The organism is Pseudomonas monteilii (assembly GCA_001534745.1).
Lineage (GTDB): Bacteria > Pseudomonadota > Gammaproteobacteria > Pseudomonadales > Pseudomonadaceae > Aquipseudomonas > Aquipseudomonas alabamensis.
Genome location: CP013997.1, coordinates 4,553,951 through 4,571,039 on the forward strand (window position 1 = coordinate 4,553,951; position 17,089 = coordinate 4,571,039).

General features: G+C 63.3%; 15 protein-coding genes. 12 read left to right on the plus strand and 3 right to left on the minus strand.

Annotated features, from left to right (window positions below; translation table 11 throughout):
- The first annotated feature begins 583 nt into the window (after positions 1-583).
- Positions 584-2,740 carry an ABC transporter gene (locus APT63_19385; GenBank protein AMA47626.1) on the plus strand — a complete coding sequence of 719 codons (2,157 nt, stop codon included), beginning with the start codon at positions 584-586 and terminating at the stop codon, positions 2,738-2,740.
- A complete protein-coding gene (locus APT63_19390; protein ID AMA47627.1) occupies positions 2,730-4,106 on the plus strand; it encodes a hemolysin secretion protein D in 1,377 nt (458 codons plus the stop codon). Before APT63_19385 ends, APT63_19390 begins: the two co-directional genes overlap by 11 nt.
- A 61-nt stretch (positions 4,107-4,167) precedes the next feature.
- On the opposite strand, the gene APT63_19395 is transcribed toward APT63_19390, so the two are convergent.
- Positions 4,168-4,731 carry a transcriptional regulator gene (locus APT63_19395; protein ID AMA47628.1) on the minus strand — a complete coding sequence of 188 codons (564 nt, stop codon included), beginning with the start codon at positions 4,729-4,731 and terminating at the stop codon, positions 4,168-4,170.
- A gap of 207 nt (positions 4,732-4,938) precedes the next feature.
- On the opposite strand from APT63_19395, the gene APT63_19400 reads away from it, so the two are divergent.
- From APT63_19400 to APT63_19425, 6 genes are all read left to right on the plus strand, one after another.
- Entirely contained in the window at positions 4,939-5,742 is an 804-nt protein-coding gene (locus tag APT63_19400; protein ID AMA47629.1) for a hypothetical protein, read from the plus strand.
- 123 nt (positions 5,743-5,865) lie between these two features.
- Positions 5,866-6,318 (plus strand): MarR family transcriptional regulator, encoded by a 453-nt coding sequence (locus tag APT63_19405; protein AMA47630.1) that lies wholly within the window; start codon positions 5,866-5,868, stop codon positions 6,316-6,318.
- A complete protein-coding gene (locus APT63_19410; GenBank protein ID AMA47631.1) occupies positions 6,315-8,411 on the plus strand; it encodes a fusaric acid resistance protein in 2,097 nt (698 codons plus the stop codon). Before APT63_19405 ends, APT63_19410 begins: the two co-directional genes overlap by 4 nt.
- A complete protein-coding gene (locus tag APT63_19415) occupies positions 8,408-8,620 on the plus strand; it encodes a hypothetical protein (GenBank protein ID AMA47632.1) in 213 nt (70 codons plus the stop codon). The genes APT63_19410 and APT63_19415 overlap by 4 nt, the downstream gene beginning before the upstream one ends.
- Entirely contained in the window at positions 8,617-9,492 is an 876-nt protein-coding gene (locus tag APT63_19420; GenBank protein ID AMA47633.1) for an efflux transporter periplasmic adaptor subunit, read from the plus strand. Before APT63_19415 ends, APT63_19420 begins: the two co-directional genes overlap by 4 nt.
- The gene (locus APT63_19425; GenBank protein ID AMA47634.1) at positions 9,489-10,928 is read left to right on the plus strand and encodes an RND transporter; all 1,440 of its coding nucleotides are present in this window, start codon (positions 9,489-9,491) and stop codon (positions 10,926-10,928) included. Before APT63_19420 ends, APT63_19425 begins: the two co-directional genes overlap by 4 nt.
- A 24-nt stretch (positions 10,929-10,952) precedes the next feature.
- On the opposite strand, the gene APT63_19430 is transcribed toward APT63_19425, so the two are convergent.
- Both APT63_19430 and APT63_19435 read right to left on the minus strand, forming a co-directional pair.
- The gene (locus APT63_19430) at positions 10,953-12,899 is read right to left on the minus strand and encodes a hypothetical protein (protein ID AMA47635.1); all 1,947 of its coding nucleotides are present in this window, start codon (positions 12,897-12,899) and stop codon (positions 10,953-10,955) included.
- A 9-nt stretch (positions 12,900-12,908) separates the two neighbouring features.
- Complete coding sequence (locus tag APT63_19435) at positions 12,909-13,601, minus strand: hypothetical protein (protein ID AMA47636.1); 693 nt, start codon at positions 13,599-13,601, stop codon at positions 12,909-12,911.
- Positions 13,602-13,868: 267 nt separating this feature from the next.
- Between APT63_19435 and APT63_19440 the strand changes: the two genes are divergently transcribed.
- The 4 genes from APT63_19440 to APT63_19455 all read left to right on the plus strand — a co-directional run bounded on the left by APT63_19440 (position 13,869) and on the right by APT63_19455 (position 17,080).
- A complete protein-coding gene (locus APT63_19440; protein AMA47637.1) occupies positions 13,869-14,561 on the plus strand; it encodes a GntR family transcriptional regulator in 693 nt (230 codons plus the stop codon).
- A gap of 210 nt (positions 14,562-14,771) precedes the next feature.
- The gene (locus tag APT63_19445; GenBank protein AMA47638.1) at positions 14,772-14,981 is read left to right on the plus strand and encodes a hypothetical protein; all 210 of its coding nucleotides are present in this window, start codon (positions 14,772-14,774) and stop codon (positions 14,979-14,981) included.
- A 396-nt stretch (positions 14,982-15,377) separates the two neighbouring features.
- Complete coding sequence (locus APT63_19450; protein AMA47639.1) at positions 15,378-16,154, plus strand: mangotoxin biosynthesis-involved protein MgoB; 777 nt, start codon at positions 15,378-15,380, stop codon at positions 16,152-16,154.
- Entirely contained in the window at positions 16,151-17,080 is a 930-nt protein-coding gene (locus tag APT63_19455) for an aminobenzoate oxygenase (GenBank protein ID AMA47640.1), read from the plus strand. The genes APT63_19450 and APT63_19455 overlap by 4 nt, the downstream gene beginning before the upstream one ends.
- Positions 17,081-17,089 lie beyond the last annotated feature (9 nt).

Here is a 17,089-nt window from a genome sequence, read left to right on the forward strand (position 1 = left end):
GAGCCAATTGCCCGACACAGAGCGGCCCCAAGCACAAAGCTTGCCTGCTTTGAGGGGCGCGTGCCCTATGACAAGCGGCATCCGATGAAAGGTCAACGCGAGCAGGCCGCTTTAGCAAAAGCGATAGTTACGTAGCAAAGCGTCAGAAGAAATTTAGCCAGAGCCGTATGGACTTGCTAGTTTGTAAACAGGCGAATGAAAACAATGATTGAAGAAGCAAGTCGATAATATTTTGACGAGTAAGCAAAACGGCGTATAAGTTCAAAAAAATTGTCAATTTGTTGACCGAATTGCACGGAAGGAACGCTACCGTCTGGAGGTAGCGCATCCAACAACCGTTGCACGCTCCGAAAGCCTTGAGGTTTTCAACAGAAAATCTGCGAAACCTTCAGGGTGCGTTGTCGTCTTGTATAGCGAATGTGCGTGGAAATGTTTACTCCACCCACATTCGGGGCGACCATGGCGCTTAGCTACCATCCAGATGAGTGGCGGTGGTAGCGCAGAGCACCCTCCATTGGCGACGTGACCTGACCTCGGTCAGCCCTTCGCCCCCATTTCTAGCAAGGTTTTAAGAGAGCGCCGCGTGGAATCCGAAGTCAGTCGAGTCCAACTCAGCCACGATCCCCGCAGTCAGCATGACGATCCCTTGCTGGATAGCCTGCTGAACCTGTGTGTCCTACACCAGAAACCCGCCAGTCGCGCCATGCTGACCACGGGCCTGCCGCTGCCGTCGCAGCGCATGACGCCGGAGCTGCTGCCGCGCGCAGCCGCTCGTGCCGGCCTGCAGGGTCGACTGCTCCAGCGCAAGCTCGAACAGATTCCCGATATCGCCATGCCGGTCATGCTGCTGATGAAGGAAGGCCGTTGCGCCGTTCTGCTGGGCTGGCAGGACGCCGGCACCGCGCGTCTGCTGCTCAGTGAAAGCGACGGCGGCGAAGTTCACGTCAGCCGCGAGAAGCTGCAGGCCGACTACAGCGGCAAGGTGTTCTTCGCCCAGCCTCAGCACAAGTTCGACGTCAATCACGGCAACCTGATCCCGCGCACGCGTTCCTGGTTCCGCGATACGCTGCTGCGCAGCAAATGGCTGTACATGGACGCCATCGCCGCGAGCCTGGTGATCAACATCATCGCCCTGGCTGCGCCCTTGTTCGTGATGAACGTTTATGACCGCGTCGTACCGAACCAGGCCACCTCGACGCTGTGGGTGCTGGCGCTCGGCATTTTCGGTGCCTACATCTTCGACCTGATTCTTAAGGGTCTTCGAAGCCTGTGTCTGGACCTGGCCGGCAAGAAGACCGACCTGATCATCTCGGCGACCCTGTTCGAACGCATCGTCGGCATGTCGATGAAGTACCGGCCGGCCCGCGTCGGCAGCTTCGCCCAGAACATTCACGAGTTCCAGGGGCTGCGGGACTTCCTGGCGTCGCTGACGCTGACCAGCCTCATCGACCTGCCATTCACCCTGTTGATCCTGATGGTCATCGCCATCATCGGCGGGCACCTGGTCTGGATCCCCATCATTGCCTTCCCGCTCGCGCTGGGCATTGGCTATGCGCTGCAAAAACCGCTGCTGGCGACCATGGAGCGCACCATGGCACTGGCGTCCGAACGCCAGTCGAGCCTGATCGAGACACTCGCTGGCCTGGACGCGGTCAAGGTCAACAATGCCGAGAGCGAACGCCAGTACATGTGGGAACAGACCCTGGGCACGCTCAGCCGTCTGGAACTGCGGGTCAAGATCCTCTCGGGCCTGGCGATGAACATCACCCTGCTCATTCAGCAGCTGGCGGGCGTGGCGATGATCTGCGTGGGCGTGTACATGATCATCGACGGCAACCTGACCATGGGCGGCCTGGTGGCCAGCTACATGCTCAGTGGTCGCGCGCTGGGCCCCCTGAGCCAGCTCAACGGGCTGCTCGCGCGCTACCAGCAGGCCAAGGTCACCATGAGCTCCACCGACCAGATGATGAGCCTGCCCCAGGAGCGCAACTTCGAGGAGCGACCGCTCAGCCGTCAGGTACTGCAGGGCGCCATCGAGTTCCGTGGGGTGGACTTCACCTACCCCAACCAGCAGAACATGGCGCTCAAGGGCATCAACCTGAACATCCGACCGGGCGAGAAGGTGGGGATCATCGGGCGCAGCGGCTCGGGCAAGAGCTCGCTGGCCAAGCTGATCGTCGGCCTGTACGAAGCCAATGCCGGCTCGCTGCTGGTCGACGGTGTCGACATCCGGCAGATCGATGTCAGCGAACTGCGCCATAACCTGGGCTACGTTCCCCAGGACATCCAACTGCTGGCCGGCACCCTGCGTGACAACTTGGTCAGCGGCGCGCGCTACATCGAGGACGAGCTGATCCTGCAGGCTGCGGAGCTTTCGGGCGTCCATGAGTTCGCACGCCTGCACCCTGATGGCTACGAACTGCAAGTCGGCGAGCGTGGGCAAAACCTGTCCGGCGGTCAGCGCCAGAACGTGGCCCTGGGTCGCGCCCTGCTGCTCAACCCGCAGATCCTGCTGCTTGATGAGCCCACCAGTGCCATGGACAACACCGGTGAGGAGCGTCTCAAGCAACGCTTGCAGGCCGTCATCGAAAACAAGACCGTGTTGCTGGTCACTCACCGGGCCTCGTTGCTGTCGCTGGTGGACCGGCTGATCGTCATCGACCGTGGACAGATCGTCGCGGACGGCCCGAAAGCCGCCGTCATGGAAGCGCTGAAGAAGGGGCAGATCAGTGTCGCGTAAGCTCGACGTGGGGCAAATCAAGGACAATCTGCGGCGCTACTTCAAGGGCTCGGATTCACTCAGTGGACAGCCGTTGCCCGAGGTCAGCAAGTCGCTGATCGAAGACGCACCGCGGGTGGTGCGCATGACCATCTGGGGCATCATCGCCTTCTTCCTGTTCCTGGTCGTCTGGGCATGCTTCGCGCCCATCGACGAGGTGACCCGGGGTGAAGGCAAGGCCGTGCCGTCCTCGAAGGTGCAGAAGATCCAGAACCTCGAGGGCGGTATCGTCGCCGAGATCTACGCCAAGGAAGGGGAAGTGGTCGAGGTCGGGCAGCCATTGCTGCGCCTGGACGAAACGCGCTTCGCCTCCAACGTGGGCGAGACCGAAGCCGACCGCCTGGCCATGGCGCTACGCGTGCAACGCCTGAGCGCGGAGGTCGAAGACACCCCATTGAAGATCGACGAAGAGCTGCGCAAGGCTGCGCCGAGCCAGGCCGCCAGCGAGGAGTCGCTGTACAACAGCCGACGCCAGCAGTTGCGCGACGAGATCGGCGGGCTCGAAGAGCAGTTGGTGCAACGCCAGCAGGAGCTGCGCGAATACACCTCCAAGCGCGCCCAGTACGCCAATAGCCTGCAACTGCTGCGACAAGAGATCGCCATGTCCGAGCCCTTGGTGGCCAAGGGTGCGATTTCCCAGGTGGAAATCCTGCGCCTGCGCCGTGCCGAGGTGGAAACCCGGGGTGAAATGGACGCGACCGGCCTGGCCATTCCTCGTGCTGAAGCGGCCGTGCGTGAGGTCAAGAGCAAGGTCGAGGAGACCCGCGGGAAATTCCGTAGCGAGGCGCTGACCCAGCTCAACGAGGCGCGCACCGAGTTGAACAAGGCGACGGCCACCAGCAAGGCGCTGGACGACCGGGTCAGCCGTACGCTGGTCACTTCGCCAGTAAGGGGCATCGTCAAGCAGTTGCTGGTCAACACCATCGGTGGCGTCATCCAGCCAGGCAGCGACATCATCGAGATCGTACCGCTGGACGACACCTTGGTGATCGAGGCGAAGATCCTGCCCAAGGACATCGCGTTCCTGCACCCTGGCCAGGAAGCGACCGTGAAGTTCACGGCCTACGACTTCACCATCTACGGTGGCCTGAAAGCCAAGCTGGAGCAGATCAGCGCGGACACCATCACCGATGAAGACAAGAAGACCACGTACTACCTGGTCAGGCTACGGACCGACCGCAGTCACCTGGGCACCGATGAGAAGCCGTTGCTGATCATCCCGGGCATGGTGGCGTCGGTGGACATCCTGACGGGCAAGAAAACCATCATGAGCTATCTGCTCAAGCCGATCATGAAGGCACGTGCCGAGGCGCTCAGGGAGCGGTAAGCGGCAGGCGTTGGAATGTGCGGCAGCTATCGCGGCCCGCCTCCACGGCGGGCCGCACCTCTTACTCCACCACCGGGTACCGCGCGGCGGCGCTGCGCAGGATCCGGGCGATCTCCTCCCGTAGCGCCAGCGGCCGCTCGACGACCAGACCATTCCCCTGGCTCAGCAACCAGCCCCGCAAGGACAGCCCGTCACTCACCGTGGCCTGCAGCCGGTGCCCTTCACCCAGCGCCGTCAGTTGCATGTCGGCGGCCAACGGCGTCTGGCGCAATTGCCGCGCCAATTCGTCGCTCACCCAGGCCTGCAACTGCATGCCGTCCTTCTCTGGGGGCTGGGGCATGCTCCTGCGCAGGTAATCCTGCAAATCCACATGGCTGCGCGGCTCTGTGCCCAGGTTAATCGACCAGTACCAGCCGAAAGGGATGCTCTTGTCATTGCGCTCGAGAGCGAAGATCAGCGACAGCTCGTTCAGGTCACGCTCGATGGTTCGCTTGCTGACACTGAAACCCACATCGCTCAGACGCCAGACCAACTCTGCGCTGGTCACTCCCGGTGAGCGGTTGGGCAACTGACGCAACAGCGCCCACTGTCGACTGAGGGTGGCACGGGTGGTAGCAGAGGGCAAAAGGTAACGTCCTTGTAAGAACTTGCGCCGACTAGCATGGCGACAGCGATAGCGCCTGGCAATTAGCCACGGGCGGCTCAGATCAAGATATGGCCGTTTGAGTGCGCCCTGCCCGTTCGACCGCGACGGGTTTTGTCGCTGGGCTGCGCAGAATCACTGCTCACGCCCGCGTGGTAGGACACCGCAGGCCGTTCAACGAGGATGAACATGTCGGCTGTCAGCACCCTTCATTCGCTGCTGGAGCACCTGCTGCCCACGCATATCGTGCCGCTTGCACAGGGGCGTGTTCGCCGCGACTGTCTCGGTTTCGGCCTCCCCAGCCGCCGCACGGCACTGGGTAACCGCTTCACGCTGATCTCACGCCTGGACGAGGCCGTGGACCTGCAAAGCGTCTATACCGAACTGCGTGCCCAGGCACTGAACGGGAGCGTCACGGTACTGACCGATCTGGGCTGGCTCTGGCTCAACGGCACGTACTGGCAGGCCAACCCGTTGCTGGCGCGTCGGCTGTTTCGCATGGCAGGCCGGCAAGGGGATGCCACGGCCTGGTTCAATCTGGCTGAACAAGCCTATGTGGGACGGGGCGTGGAGGTCTCTCATGCAGAGGCGGCCCGGTGCTACGAACACGCCTTCGAAGCCGGGATGGATCGCGCCGCCGCGGCGCTTGGCGACTTGTTCGAGGAAGGATGGCCCTCGATGCCCTTTCCACGAAGCGCCCCTTCGATGGCGTACCGCTGGTTCCTGAAAGGCGCTCAACGCGGTGAGGCACGCTGTCGCTTCGAAGTCGGCCGACGCCTGTTGCAGGGCACGCAGGTCGAACTCGACGTCAAGGCAGGCCTGTACTGGTTGGAACTGGCTGCGGCGGGTGGCGTCGTACAGGCAGCGGAAGCCCTGACGGTGTATTTCGCGCAGGGCGACGGGGCGCCTTACCGGCATTGGCGTGACCATGCCATCCTCTTGGGCAGCCGCCTGGCGCTGGGTCTCAAACTCAGGGATCAGGTTCGCTGCTGATACCTGTTCGCTCGCCCGTCTTCGTACCTCGTCTGCACGTCTCGTCGACAAGCATTGGCATTGCACGGCGAAATGGCAGTATATTGATAGTTAGCAAACTATGGATCTACGGATACTTCTTCGATGTCACTCGATGCACTGCGGTTGAAAGTCAGCAGCGGCCTCGTCGTTTCCGCGCGCCACTGGCGGCGGATCTGTCACGGTGCCCTGACCGCCTACGGTATCTCCGAAGCCTGTGCGGTCCCTCTGCTGATGATCGTGCGCCTGGGTGATGGCGTGCATCAGGTCGCGGTGGCTCAGGCGGCAGGTCTTGAAAGCCCCTCACTGGTCCGTCTGCTCGACCAGCTGTGCAAGGCGGGCCTGGTGCGTCGCAGTGAAGACCCGAACGATCGCCGTGCCAAGGCGCTGAGCCTGACCGAGCAAGGGCGCACGCTGGCCGACTCGATCGAGACCGAGTTGGTGCGCCTGCGTCGCGAGGTGTTGCGCGATATCGACCCGGGTGATCTGGAAGCCGCTCTGCGAGTGATGCGCGCCTTTGAAAACGCCGGGCTACAAGGGCCAGAGGCAGCGGCATGAACACGAACGGCTTCTTCAGCTCGGTACCACCCGCACGAGACTGGTTCTACGGCGTGCGCACCTTCGCCGCCTCGATGATCGCGCTGTACATTGCCCTGTTGATGCAACTGCCACGGCCTTACTGGGCCATGGCGACGGTCTACATCGTCTCGAGTCCTTTCGTCGGACCGACCAGCTCCAAGGCGCTGTACCGCGCGCTGGGCACGCTGCTGGGTGCTGCCGGCGCCGTCCTGCTGGTACCGCCCCTGGTGCAGTCGCCCGAGTTGCTGAGCGTCGCCATCGCCCTGTGGACCGGTACCCTGCTGTTCCTCTCGCTGAACCTGCGCACGGCCAACAACTACGTCCTGATGCTGGCCGGCTACACCCTGCCGATGATCGCCCTGGCCGTGGTGGACAACCCCCTGGCGGTCTTCGATGTGGCGTCTTCGCGTGCGCAGGAGATCTGCCTGGGCATCGTCTGTGCGGCCATCGTCGGGGCGATCTTCTGGCCTCGCCGCCTCGCGCCGGTGGTCGTCACGGCCACGGGCAACTGGTTCAGCGAAGCCGTGCGCTACAGCGAGACCTACCTGAACCGCCAGGTCTGCGCGGAGAACGTCGGCGCCATGCGCACGTCGATGGCGGCCACCTTCAACAGCCTGGAGCTGATGATCGGCCAGTTGGGGCACGAAGGTGCAGGCCCGCACACCTTGAAGAACGCCCGTGAACTGCGTGGGCGGATGATTCACCTGTTACCGGTGCTCGATGCACTGGACGATGCCCTGGTGGCCCTGGCCAAGCGCGCGCCGAGCGAGCAGGCCAGGCTGCAACCGCTGCTGGACGACGCCCGAGACTGGCTCGCTTCCACCCTCGAACAACCCTCGCTGGCGCGCTGGAGCCTGCTGCGCGAGCACATCGACCGGTTGCAGCCTGACCCGGGGCAACTGGATCAACGCCCTCTGTTGCTGTTTTCGAACGCCCTGTATCGACTGTCCGAATGGGTGGACCTGTGGCAGGACTGCTGCACGCTGCAGCATGCCCTGCGCCAGGACGATGCCTCGCCGTGGCGGGCGGTGTACCGTCACTGGCGGCTGGGTCGCCTGACACCGTTCTTCGACCGTGGCCTGATGCTCTACTCGGTCGTCTCCACCGTCCTGGCGATCATCGTCGCCAGCGCGTTATGGATCCTGCTGGGCTGGAAAGACGGCAGCAGCGCGGTGATTCTCGCGGCCGTCGCCTGCAGCTTCTTCGCCGCCATGGACGATCCTGCCCCACAGATCTACCGGTTCTTCTTCTGGACGATGCTGTCGGTGGTGTTCTCCAGCATCTACCTGTTCCTGGTGCTGCCGAACCTGCACGACTTCCCGATGCTGGTGCTGGCCTTCGCCGTGCCGTTCATCTGCGTCGGTACCTTGACCGTGCAACCGCGCTTCTACCTGGGCACCTTGCTGACGATCGTCAACACCGCCAACTTCATCAGCATCCAGGGCGTCTACGATGCGGACTTCCTGACCTTCATCAACGTCAACCTGGCGGGGCCGCTGGGCCTGTTGTTCGCCTTCATCTGGACGCTGGTGTTCCGCCCCTTCGGCGTCGAGCTGGCTGCCAAGCGCATGACCCGCTTCAGCTGGCGTGACATCGTCGAGATGACCCACCCGGCGACGCTGGCCGAACAGCGCAAGGTCGGTGTGCAGATGCTCGACCGACTGATGCAACACCTGCCGCGCCTGGCGCAAACGGGCCAGGAGGGCGGCGGTGCACTGCGCGATCTGCGTGTCGGCCTGAATCTGCTGGATATTCTGGCCTACCTCCCTCGCGTCGACGCGACTGCACAGAGTCGGCTGCACACCGTGATCGAGGAAGTCGGCGCCCACTACGCGGCCTGCCTACGCGCAGGTGAGCGACAGGAGGCGTCCGCTACCCTGTTGCAGACCATGGATCAGGCGCGTCTCGCGCTGGTCGAGCCCTCGCTGAACGAGCGCGCCGAGGCCAGGGTCCATCTGTTGCACGCACTCAGTGGCCTGCGCCTGGCGCTGCTGCCAGTGGCCAACGTGGCCCTGACGCCCGTCGACCCGCCTCCACCCCTGCCACACGGCATCGACGGAGCCCCTTTGTGATCGGTGATGTAGATATCAGTGGGGTGTTCCTGCCCACGCTCCTGGTGATGATGATCGCCACGTACCTGTTGTTTCTGGGCGTACACGCCCTGTTGCTGCGCCTGGGCTTCTATCGCCTGGTCTGGCACCGGGCGCTGTTCAACGTCGCTCTCTACGCCGTGCTGCTCGGTACGGTGGATCACTTTTGCAGAAACCTGATGCTGCCATGAAAAAACCTTTGCTGACCTTGGGCCGTGTGGTCCTGACCTTGCTGGTGGTGGCCTTCGCGGCCGTGCTCGTCTGGCAGATGGTCGTCTATTACCTGTTCGCGCCCTGGACGCGCGATGGGCACATTCGCGCCGACGTCATCCAGATCGCGCCTGACGTGTCGGGCCTGATCCAGAAGGTCGAGGTGCGCGACAACCAGATGATCAAGCGCGGCGACGTGCTGTTCACCATCGACCAGGACCGCTTCGGCCTGGCGCTGCGCCAGGCCCGCGCCACCCTCGCCGAACGTCAGGAAACCCTGGCCCAGGCGGCCCGCGAAACGCGGCGCAACCGCAAGCTCGGTAACCTGGTGGCGGCCGAACAACTGGAAGAAAGCCAGTCGCGCGAGGCCCGTGCCCGCTCGGCGGTCAACGAGGCCCAGGTGGCCGTCGACACTGCCCAGCTGAACCTGGACCGCTCGGTGATTCGCAGCCCGGTGGACGGTTACCTCAATGACCGAGCGCCACGCGCCCACGAATTCGTCACCGCGGGTCGAGCGGTCCTGTCGGTGGTCGACAGCGCCTCCTACCACGTCGATGGCTACTTCGAGGAAACCAAGCTCGGCGCCATCCATGTAGGCGACGCCGTGGACATTCGCGTGATGGGCGACGACACCCGTCTGCGTGGGCATGTGCAGAGCATGGCCGCCGGCATCGAGGACCGTGACCGCAGCAGCGGCTCCAACCTGTTGCCCAACGTCAACCCGGCGTTCAGCTGGGTTCGGCTGGCGCAGCGTATTCCCGTGCGCATCGCCTTCGACGATGTGCCCGTCGACTTCCGCATGATCGCCGGGCGAACCGCCACGGTGTCGATCATCGAGGAACCTGCACGATGAAACGTTCGCTGTGGTTGGGATGCCTGCTGTGCCTGAGCGCCTGCACGACGGTCGGCCCCGACTACGCGGTGCCGAAGAACGCGGCCGTGCAGCGGGGCGACCTGAACGGCCCCCTGCGCCAGGATGCCGACAGCGTGGTCTCGGCGCCCGTGCCGGAGAACTGGTGGCAGCTATACCAGGACCCGCGCCTCGATGCGCTGGTACGCCAGGCCCTGGCAGCCAACAGCGACCTGCGCGTGGCCACGGCGAACATCGCCCGGGCACGTTCGCAAGTCGAGGTGGCCGAATCCCAGGGTGGCTTCGGGGCCAGTGGCAAGGCGGCGGCGCAACGCTTGCAGGAGTCGGGCGAGGCCTTCTTGCTGACCGAGAAGGTGCCCGTGGCCAACATTGGTGAAGCCATTCTCAGCGCGTCGTATCAGTTCGATCTCTGGGGGACCTTCAAGCGCGGCACCGAGGCCGCCCAGGCCAATGCCGATGCGGCGCAGGCGGCCGCCGACACGGCGCGCATCACCGTGGTGGCGGACGTGGTCAAGGCCTACACCCAGGTCTGCTCGGCCAACGAGGAGTACCACATTGCCCGTGAGTCCCTGGACTTGCAGGAACAAGGGGTACGACTGACGCAACGCTTGCGCGATGCCGGCCGTGGCGATGAAACCCAGGTGACGCGTACCCAGACCCAGTTCAAGTCGTTGCGGGCCGAACTGCCGCGTTTCCAGGCCGAGCGTGAAGCCGGGCTGTTCACCTTGGCGGCGCTGCTGGCCACGCCGGTCGCGCAGCTGCCGGCCGGTACTGCCGAGTGCGCCGAGCTGCCGCAACTCACCCAACTCATCCCAGTCGGCGATGGCGCCGCCTTGCTCAAGCGCCGCCCCGATGTCCGCCAGGCCGAGCGCCAACTGGCCGCGGCCACCGCCAGCATCGGCGTGGCGACCGGTGCGCTGTACCCGGACATCAGCATCGGCGCGCAGGTGGGCACCATCGGTATTCTCGACAACCTGGGCGAGCCGGCGACCAACCGCTGGGGGTTCGGCCCCCTGGTCAACTGGACCCTGCCCACCAACGGCACGCGCGCACGTATCCGTGAAGCCGAGGCCTCGACCCAGGCGGCGCTGGCGCGTTTCGACGGTGTCGTGCTCAATGCCATCCGCGAAACCCAGACACGGTTGGCCCAGTACAGCGCCCTGCTCGATCGCCGGGAAGCACTGGCCGATGCTGAACGCTCGGCGAAGCAGGCGGCGGATCAGACGCACCAGTTCTACCAGGCGGGACGTGCGTCCTTCCTGGAAGACCTGCAGGCAACCCGGACTTACACCACCATGCGTGGACAACTGGCTGCGGCCGATGCACAGGTGGCGCTCGGGCAGATCAACGTGTTCCTGGCGCTGGGCGGTGGCTGGCACACGCCCACGCCTGCGCCTCGTACGACACCGTCACGCTGACAACCCAGGCTACGCCCCTGCGTCTCATGACCAAGGGGCCGGCACGGCAACCCGCTGCCCCTGGACACCCTGCACGCCCATTTCCTGCAACACCTTCAATTCGCCTTCGGTTTCCACACGCTCGGCGATGAGCGGCAGGTCGATGCTGTGCGCAGCGCGCTGGATGGCCTCGATGAACAGCCGCTTGTGCTGCTCCTGATCGATGTTGCGGATGTAGCCGCCGTCGATCTTCAGGTAGGCCAGGCCCAGATGGGCCAGGTTGCCGATCATGCTGAAACGACCGCCGAAGCGCTGCAAGGCCAGGCTGAAGCCCAGGTCGCGCAGGCGACGCGTCAGCTGTGCCAGGCTGGCGTGGTCCGGCAGTTGCTCTTCACCGATCTCGAATGTCAGGCGCGGGCCCAGGGCGCGGTGCTGGCCGAGCAAGTCATACACCTGTTGCAGCGCCTTGGCATCGTTCAGCGTGGCGGCCGACAGGTTCAGCGCCAGCGACTGCTCGTGTGTCTGCAGGTGCTTGAGCACCTTGTCCAGCATCAGCAGGTCGAGTCGCGCCGACCAGCCGAAGCGCTCGAGCCACGGCAGGAACCGTCCGGCCGCAACGGTCTGGCCCTGTTCGTCCTGCAAACGTGAGATCACCTTGTAGTGAAGGACGCGTGCCAGGTCGTGGCTGTCGACCACCGGCTGGAAGAACAGCTCGAACTGCCCGTTGGACAGCGCGCGGTCCAGCCGTGTGTGCCAGTCGTGGTGACTGTCGGCGGCCTGGGCCGCGACGCCTTGCTCCAGACACACCCAACCCGGATCGGCCTTGCTCTCGGCCATGGCCAGGGCTTCGTCGGCCAGCTTGAGCAAGGCAGGCGGCGCGTCACCCGGGGTGTAGGGCGCCATGCCGATGCAGGCCACCGGCGACACATCGCTGGCACCGGTTTCGTGCAGGCTCTGAAGCGTGACTTCGAGCGCCTGGGCCAGCTGAATGGCTTCCTCATGCACCATGCCGGGCGCCAGTACCGCGAACTCGCCGCCGCGGCTGCGGGTGATCAGGTTGTTGGTTTCAGGGAAGCGCGCGCAGGTGCGTTGCAGCTGCTGCCCGATGGCCTGGAGCAACTGGTCGGTACGCTGCCCGCCCAGACGTGCATTGAGGCCGGTCAGGTCCTGCACTCTCAGCAGCAGCAGATAGCCTTGTCGCGCATCCTCGAGGTTGCTGACGCGTGCAGCCAGTTGCATTTCGAAGTACCGCCGGTTGGCCAGCCCCGTGAGGCTGTCCTGGTAGGACTCGACCCGGAGCCGCTCGCTGCGTTCGGCCTGCTCCTGGAACAGCGCCTTGAGCTTTTCGACCATCTGGTTCATCGCCTGCACCACCCGGCGCAGTTCCGGCGTACTGGGCAAATCGGGCAGGCTGAGAAATTCGCGTCGGGCGATGGCGTGGGACTGCGCCACCATGTAGTCCAGCGGGCGCAGTTGTCGACGCAGCAGCAATGCACCGAGCACCGCACTGACGGCACCGCACAGCAGCAGCCAGCTCAGGCTGCCCAGGGCGCTTTGCCAGAGCTTGGACAAGGCGAACATCGGGTGGCTGATCACTTCCACCCGTGCGGCCTGTTGCCAGCCGCGGCTGACGATGGCATCGCCGCCGGCCGCTTCCAGGCCGATCAGGCGTATGAACCAGCGCGGCACGCCATTGGTATCGGGCTCGGCATGCCGTTCGACCAGCACCGCATTGGAACTCAGGTCCACGACCTTGATGCTGGCGTAGTAGCCACTGTCGAAGATCGAGCTGACCATCAACTCGACCATTGCCGGATCATCGATGTTCGGCGTCAGCGACAGTGCCAGGGCGGTGGCCGCATCCTGCGCATGGGAGCGCAACTGGTTGACGTACTGACTGCGCGAGCTTTCCAGGCTGACCATGAAGCTGCCGCTGAAGGCGACGACCAGGAACAGGCAGATGGCCAACAGCAATTGTTTGAACAGTGACATCGGTGATCCTCAGTAGACCGGTTCGGCCGGGAACCCTTCGGCCTGCATTTTCTTGAGTACATCCTGCCAGCGCGACAGACGCTTGGTATCGCCGACTTTCTTGTTGCCCGCCGCGCCCGTCAGCCACAACCCTTCGCCGTTGAAGGCATAGACCGGCAGCAGGTCGGGTCGTTGGTTGGCGGGCTTGATCGGATCGATCAGGCTGTCGAGCACCAAGGGCATCGCCTCTGGGCTGGCATAGTACGTCAGGACCATGTGCGCACGGTTCTGGCGCAAGGCCTTGACGTAGGTGATGCGCAGTTTCTCGCTGGGGATGCCCATGCGACGAAGGCTGAAATACTTGGCGATGGCGTAGTCCTCGCAATCGCCGGCGCCCTTGATCAGCGCCTGGACCGGCGTGGCCCAGTAGTCGGCCTCGTGCCACAGGTCGATATCCTCGACATAGCGCAGCTGCTGGTTGAAGAAGCGGTTGACCACTTGCAGACGCTCCAGCTCGCTCCCTTGTGCTTGGGTGGCCAGCAGGTTCTGCCAGGCGTCGATCCGTGCCTGACCAGCCCCCAGGGGGCCATACAAGGCTTGCGCACGCCGGCTGATCTGGGAGAAATCCCAATCCGCGTGCAGGCCGCCTAGCAGCAGGCAACCCAACAACACGGCCTGACCCAGACGTTTCAGGGTCAGGTGGAAGATCCAAGGTATCGCCACGGCGAGCGCTCGAGCAGATCGATCGGAAGGGCCGATGGTGCGGCTTGGCCTCGTAAAAGACAATGGCACCTTGCGATCATTGATGCCTCTAACCCTTGTGCCAGACGGACGGGTTGTACCCTTTGCCGTGGAGGGGTGCGACTTCTTGCGCCATAGCCTTTATCATGCCGTCCAATGGTACGATTGGCTTGTAACCAGGTTTGACAAGGACTGCTTCCCATTTAAGGTTATTGAATCCAATGCATTCAGGCATCAGGCGTAGACCCCGTGGCCACTAAAACCAAACTGCTCAGTACTGTATTGGGTGGTGAACAGCTGTCGCCCCATCTGGCGCGCAGTGTCATCGAAGAGCGGCTGCGAAGTGCCATTCTCGATGGTCGCCTGCCGCCTGGAACGGCTATTCGTCAACAAGAACTGGCCACCTTGTTCGGCGTCAGCCGCATGCCCGTTCGTGAAGCCATCCGACAACTCGAAGCACAGTCGCTGCTCAAGGTCGTGATGCACAAGGGCGCCGTCGTGGCGCCGTTGATTGGCGAGGATGCGGTCGATACCTACGACCTGCGGCTGATTCTGGAAAGTGAGGCACTGCGTCAGTCCATTCCCTTGCTCGACGCGACCGACATCGCCCTTGCGCGCGATTACATCCGTCAGTTGGAAACCGAAACGCGTCATGCCGAGATCGGTCGATTGAATCGCCTGTTCCACATGACGCTGTACGGCAAGGCGACGAATCAGAAGCTGTTGCGTCTGATCGACAATGAATTGAGCGAAGAAGAACGCTTCTTGCGCTTCCACCTGTCGTCCATGGGACTGGGCCAGCTGACGCAAGACGATCACACTGCGCTGGCCGACGCCGCCAGCGACAAGCTCATCGATGAAGCCTTGTTGGTGCTGGAGCGCCATTTGAGCAATGCCTCACGAACCATCCGCGCCTATCTGAACCGCCAAGTGAAGCCTTGAATCCTGCACCTCGAACCCCTGCTGGGCGGTCCGCGATCACCGCCCAGGGGTCGACCTTGTGTTTCAAGCTGTTGCTACAAGACGCGCAGCATCCCTTCTGAACCCCCCTTCTGAACCGCTCGCCTTCGCATCCAGGCGAGGCCCCTCACGCGAGCATGCGTCGAAAACCCAGCGCTTTTGCGGCTTCTGACCGGCTGCATGGCTGGGTGTATGGCCATTGCGGTGAGGCACGTATTTGGACGCGCCAACGATCGGCGCTTGGAGCAAACCCTTACTTTTTGTGATGGCACCATGGCAGCAGCCATGAATCCGGGCACACTCTATGGCGCGGCACGACTGCTGATCGCCTACGGGCAGCCCTGGTCGGCCGCTGACCATCACTTGCAGAAGGAGTCTGCTACCGGGCACAGGACCGATTAACGATCAGCCGCCCCTTCGACTTCAACTCATCGCCCTCTCCCTTTCTCAGTGCTCGGGTGAAGCATTCACTCACTGTCTTATTTTGATTAGTTCTAATCGAAAGGCACTGACTCATAAATAACATTGCTCGCTTACTTGCAATGACATTCCAACTCGCCCCCAATAAAGTTGCAGTGTTAAAAAGATTAAAAATACATTGCGACTTCCGATCGGACTGATCTAAGTTAATTAGGCCGGCATCGAAACAACCCCACAGCCTCTCTGGCAGTAGGGTCTCGACTGCGCACTCGGCAACTTAAACTTGTGACGATAGTTCGCCTTACTCAGGCCGGCGACGCTGTGCGCCCCTGTGTCTGGCGGGTCGACCGTCTTTCATGACCCTGATAGGAACGCACGATGAACGCTTTGAATACCGAACTGCACATGTGCAAGTTGGCGCTGTCGCGCCACCCGCTCTTTTCATCCATCACGACGCCGACGTTATTGTGCCGTTTCATGGAAACCCATGTCTTTGCCGTATGGGACTTCATGTCGCTGACCAAGCGTCTGCAGCAGGAGTTGACCTGTATCCACTTGCCTTGGCTGCCGCCGCAGGATCCCGCCGCGGCCCGCCTGATCAACGAGATCGTGTTGGGCGAAGAGTCCGATGATCGACTCGATCACGGGCACTACAGCCACTTCGAACTATACCTGGACGCCATGCGTGAAGTCGGCGCCGACACCCAGGCCATCGAACGCTTCATCGCCCTGCAGCGCGAAGGCATCGCCCCACTCGACGCCTTGCAGGCATGCGGCGCTAGCGAAGCGGCCCAGGCGTTCGTCGTCGACACGCTGGAAGTGGCCCTCACGGCACCGGCGCACTGCGTGGCAGCGGCGTTCCTGCATGGGCGCGAGAGTGTCATCCCGATGATGTTCCAGCAGATCCTCGACGAGTGGGGCATCGGCATGGAGCAGGCACCGACCTTCCGCTATTACCTGCAACGCCACATCGATGTCGATTCCGAAGATCATGGTCCGGCGGCCGAGCGTCTGCTCGCACGCCTGGTGGGCGACGACACCCACAAGCAGCGGCAGGTGTTGCAGGCCGCCCTGGCCGCTATCGCCAGTCGCGAACGGTTGTGGAATCGCGTCCATGCCGACTTGCAGGTCGTGGCCGTCGAGGTGGCCCCATGAACGCTCAGGACTACCGCTCCTTCGCCGACACCTGGGAAGCACGCGCCACCATTCGCACACGCCCACGGCGCATGGTCGAAGACGACCACCGGCTGATCTACCCCCTCAGCCGACAGCCGCTGGCCCTGAGCGCGACCTTGCAGCGCGACTGTCCCCACCTGCGCGACTTCGTGCTGGTGCAGAGCCTGTACAAGTTCATCAACGACGTGGTGATCTTCGAGACCGAAATCGTCGACCGAACGGCGCGCCGCATCGCCAAGGACACCTTCGCCGTGCGCTTTCCCTTCGCATGCCGCTATGACGCCATGACCGTGGTGGTGGATGAGGACTATCACGCGCTGGTGGCGCTGGACTTCCTTCAGCAGACCATTGCCCTGACCCAGGTCGAGCCGATCGACCTGCCAGCGGAGATCGAGTTGAGTCGGGCGATTCCGGCAGCGTTGCAGCACGTACCTGCGAGGCTGCGCGATGCCGTCGAGCTGATCTGTGTGGGCATCGCCGAGAACACCCTCACCGACGACGTGGCGGCATTTGCCCGCGACGACACGGTCAAGCCTTCGGTGAAGGGGCTGATGGCCGACCACCTGCTGGACGAGGGGCGACACTCCAGCTTCTGGGCACGACTGACGCGGATCTATTGGCAGTCCGCGCCCGAGGCCGACCGTGAAGCCATTGCCCAGGTACTGCCGGTCTTTCTGGCGCAGTACCTGACCAGTGACATTCAGCAACGTTTCGACTCCGCCTTGATCGAGGCGCTGCCCGTCACGGAGGCCACCCGCGATGCACTGCGCGAGGAAGTCCGCGGCCTGGCCTACCCGATCCACCGACAGCACCCCTTGCTCGGCAACATCCTGCGCTTTTTCCGCACCAGTTCGATGCTCGACAGCGCTTGCGTCCAGCAGGCGTTGCACGACTACCTGCCTTAGGAGGCTGCC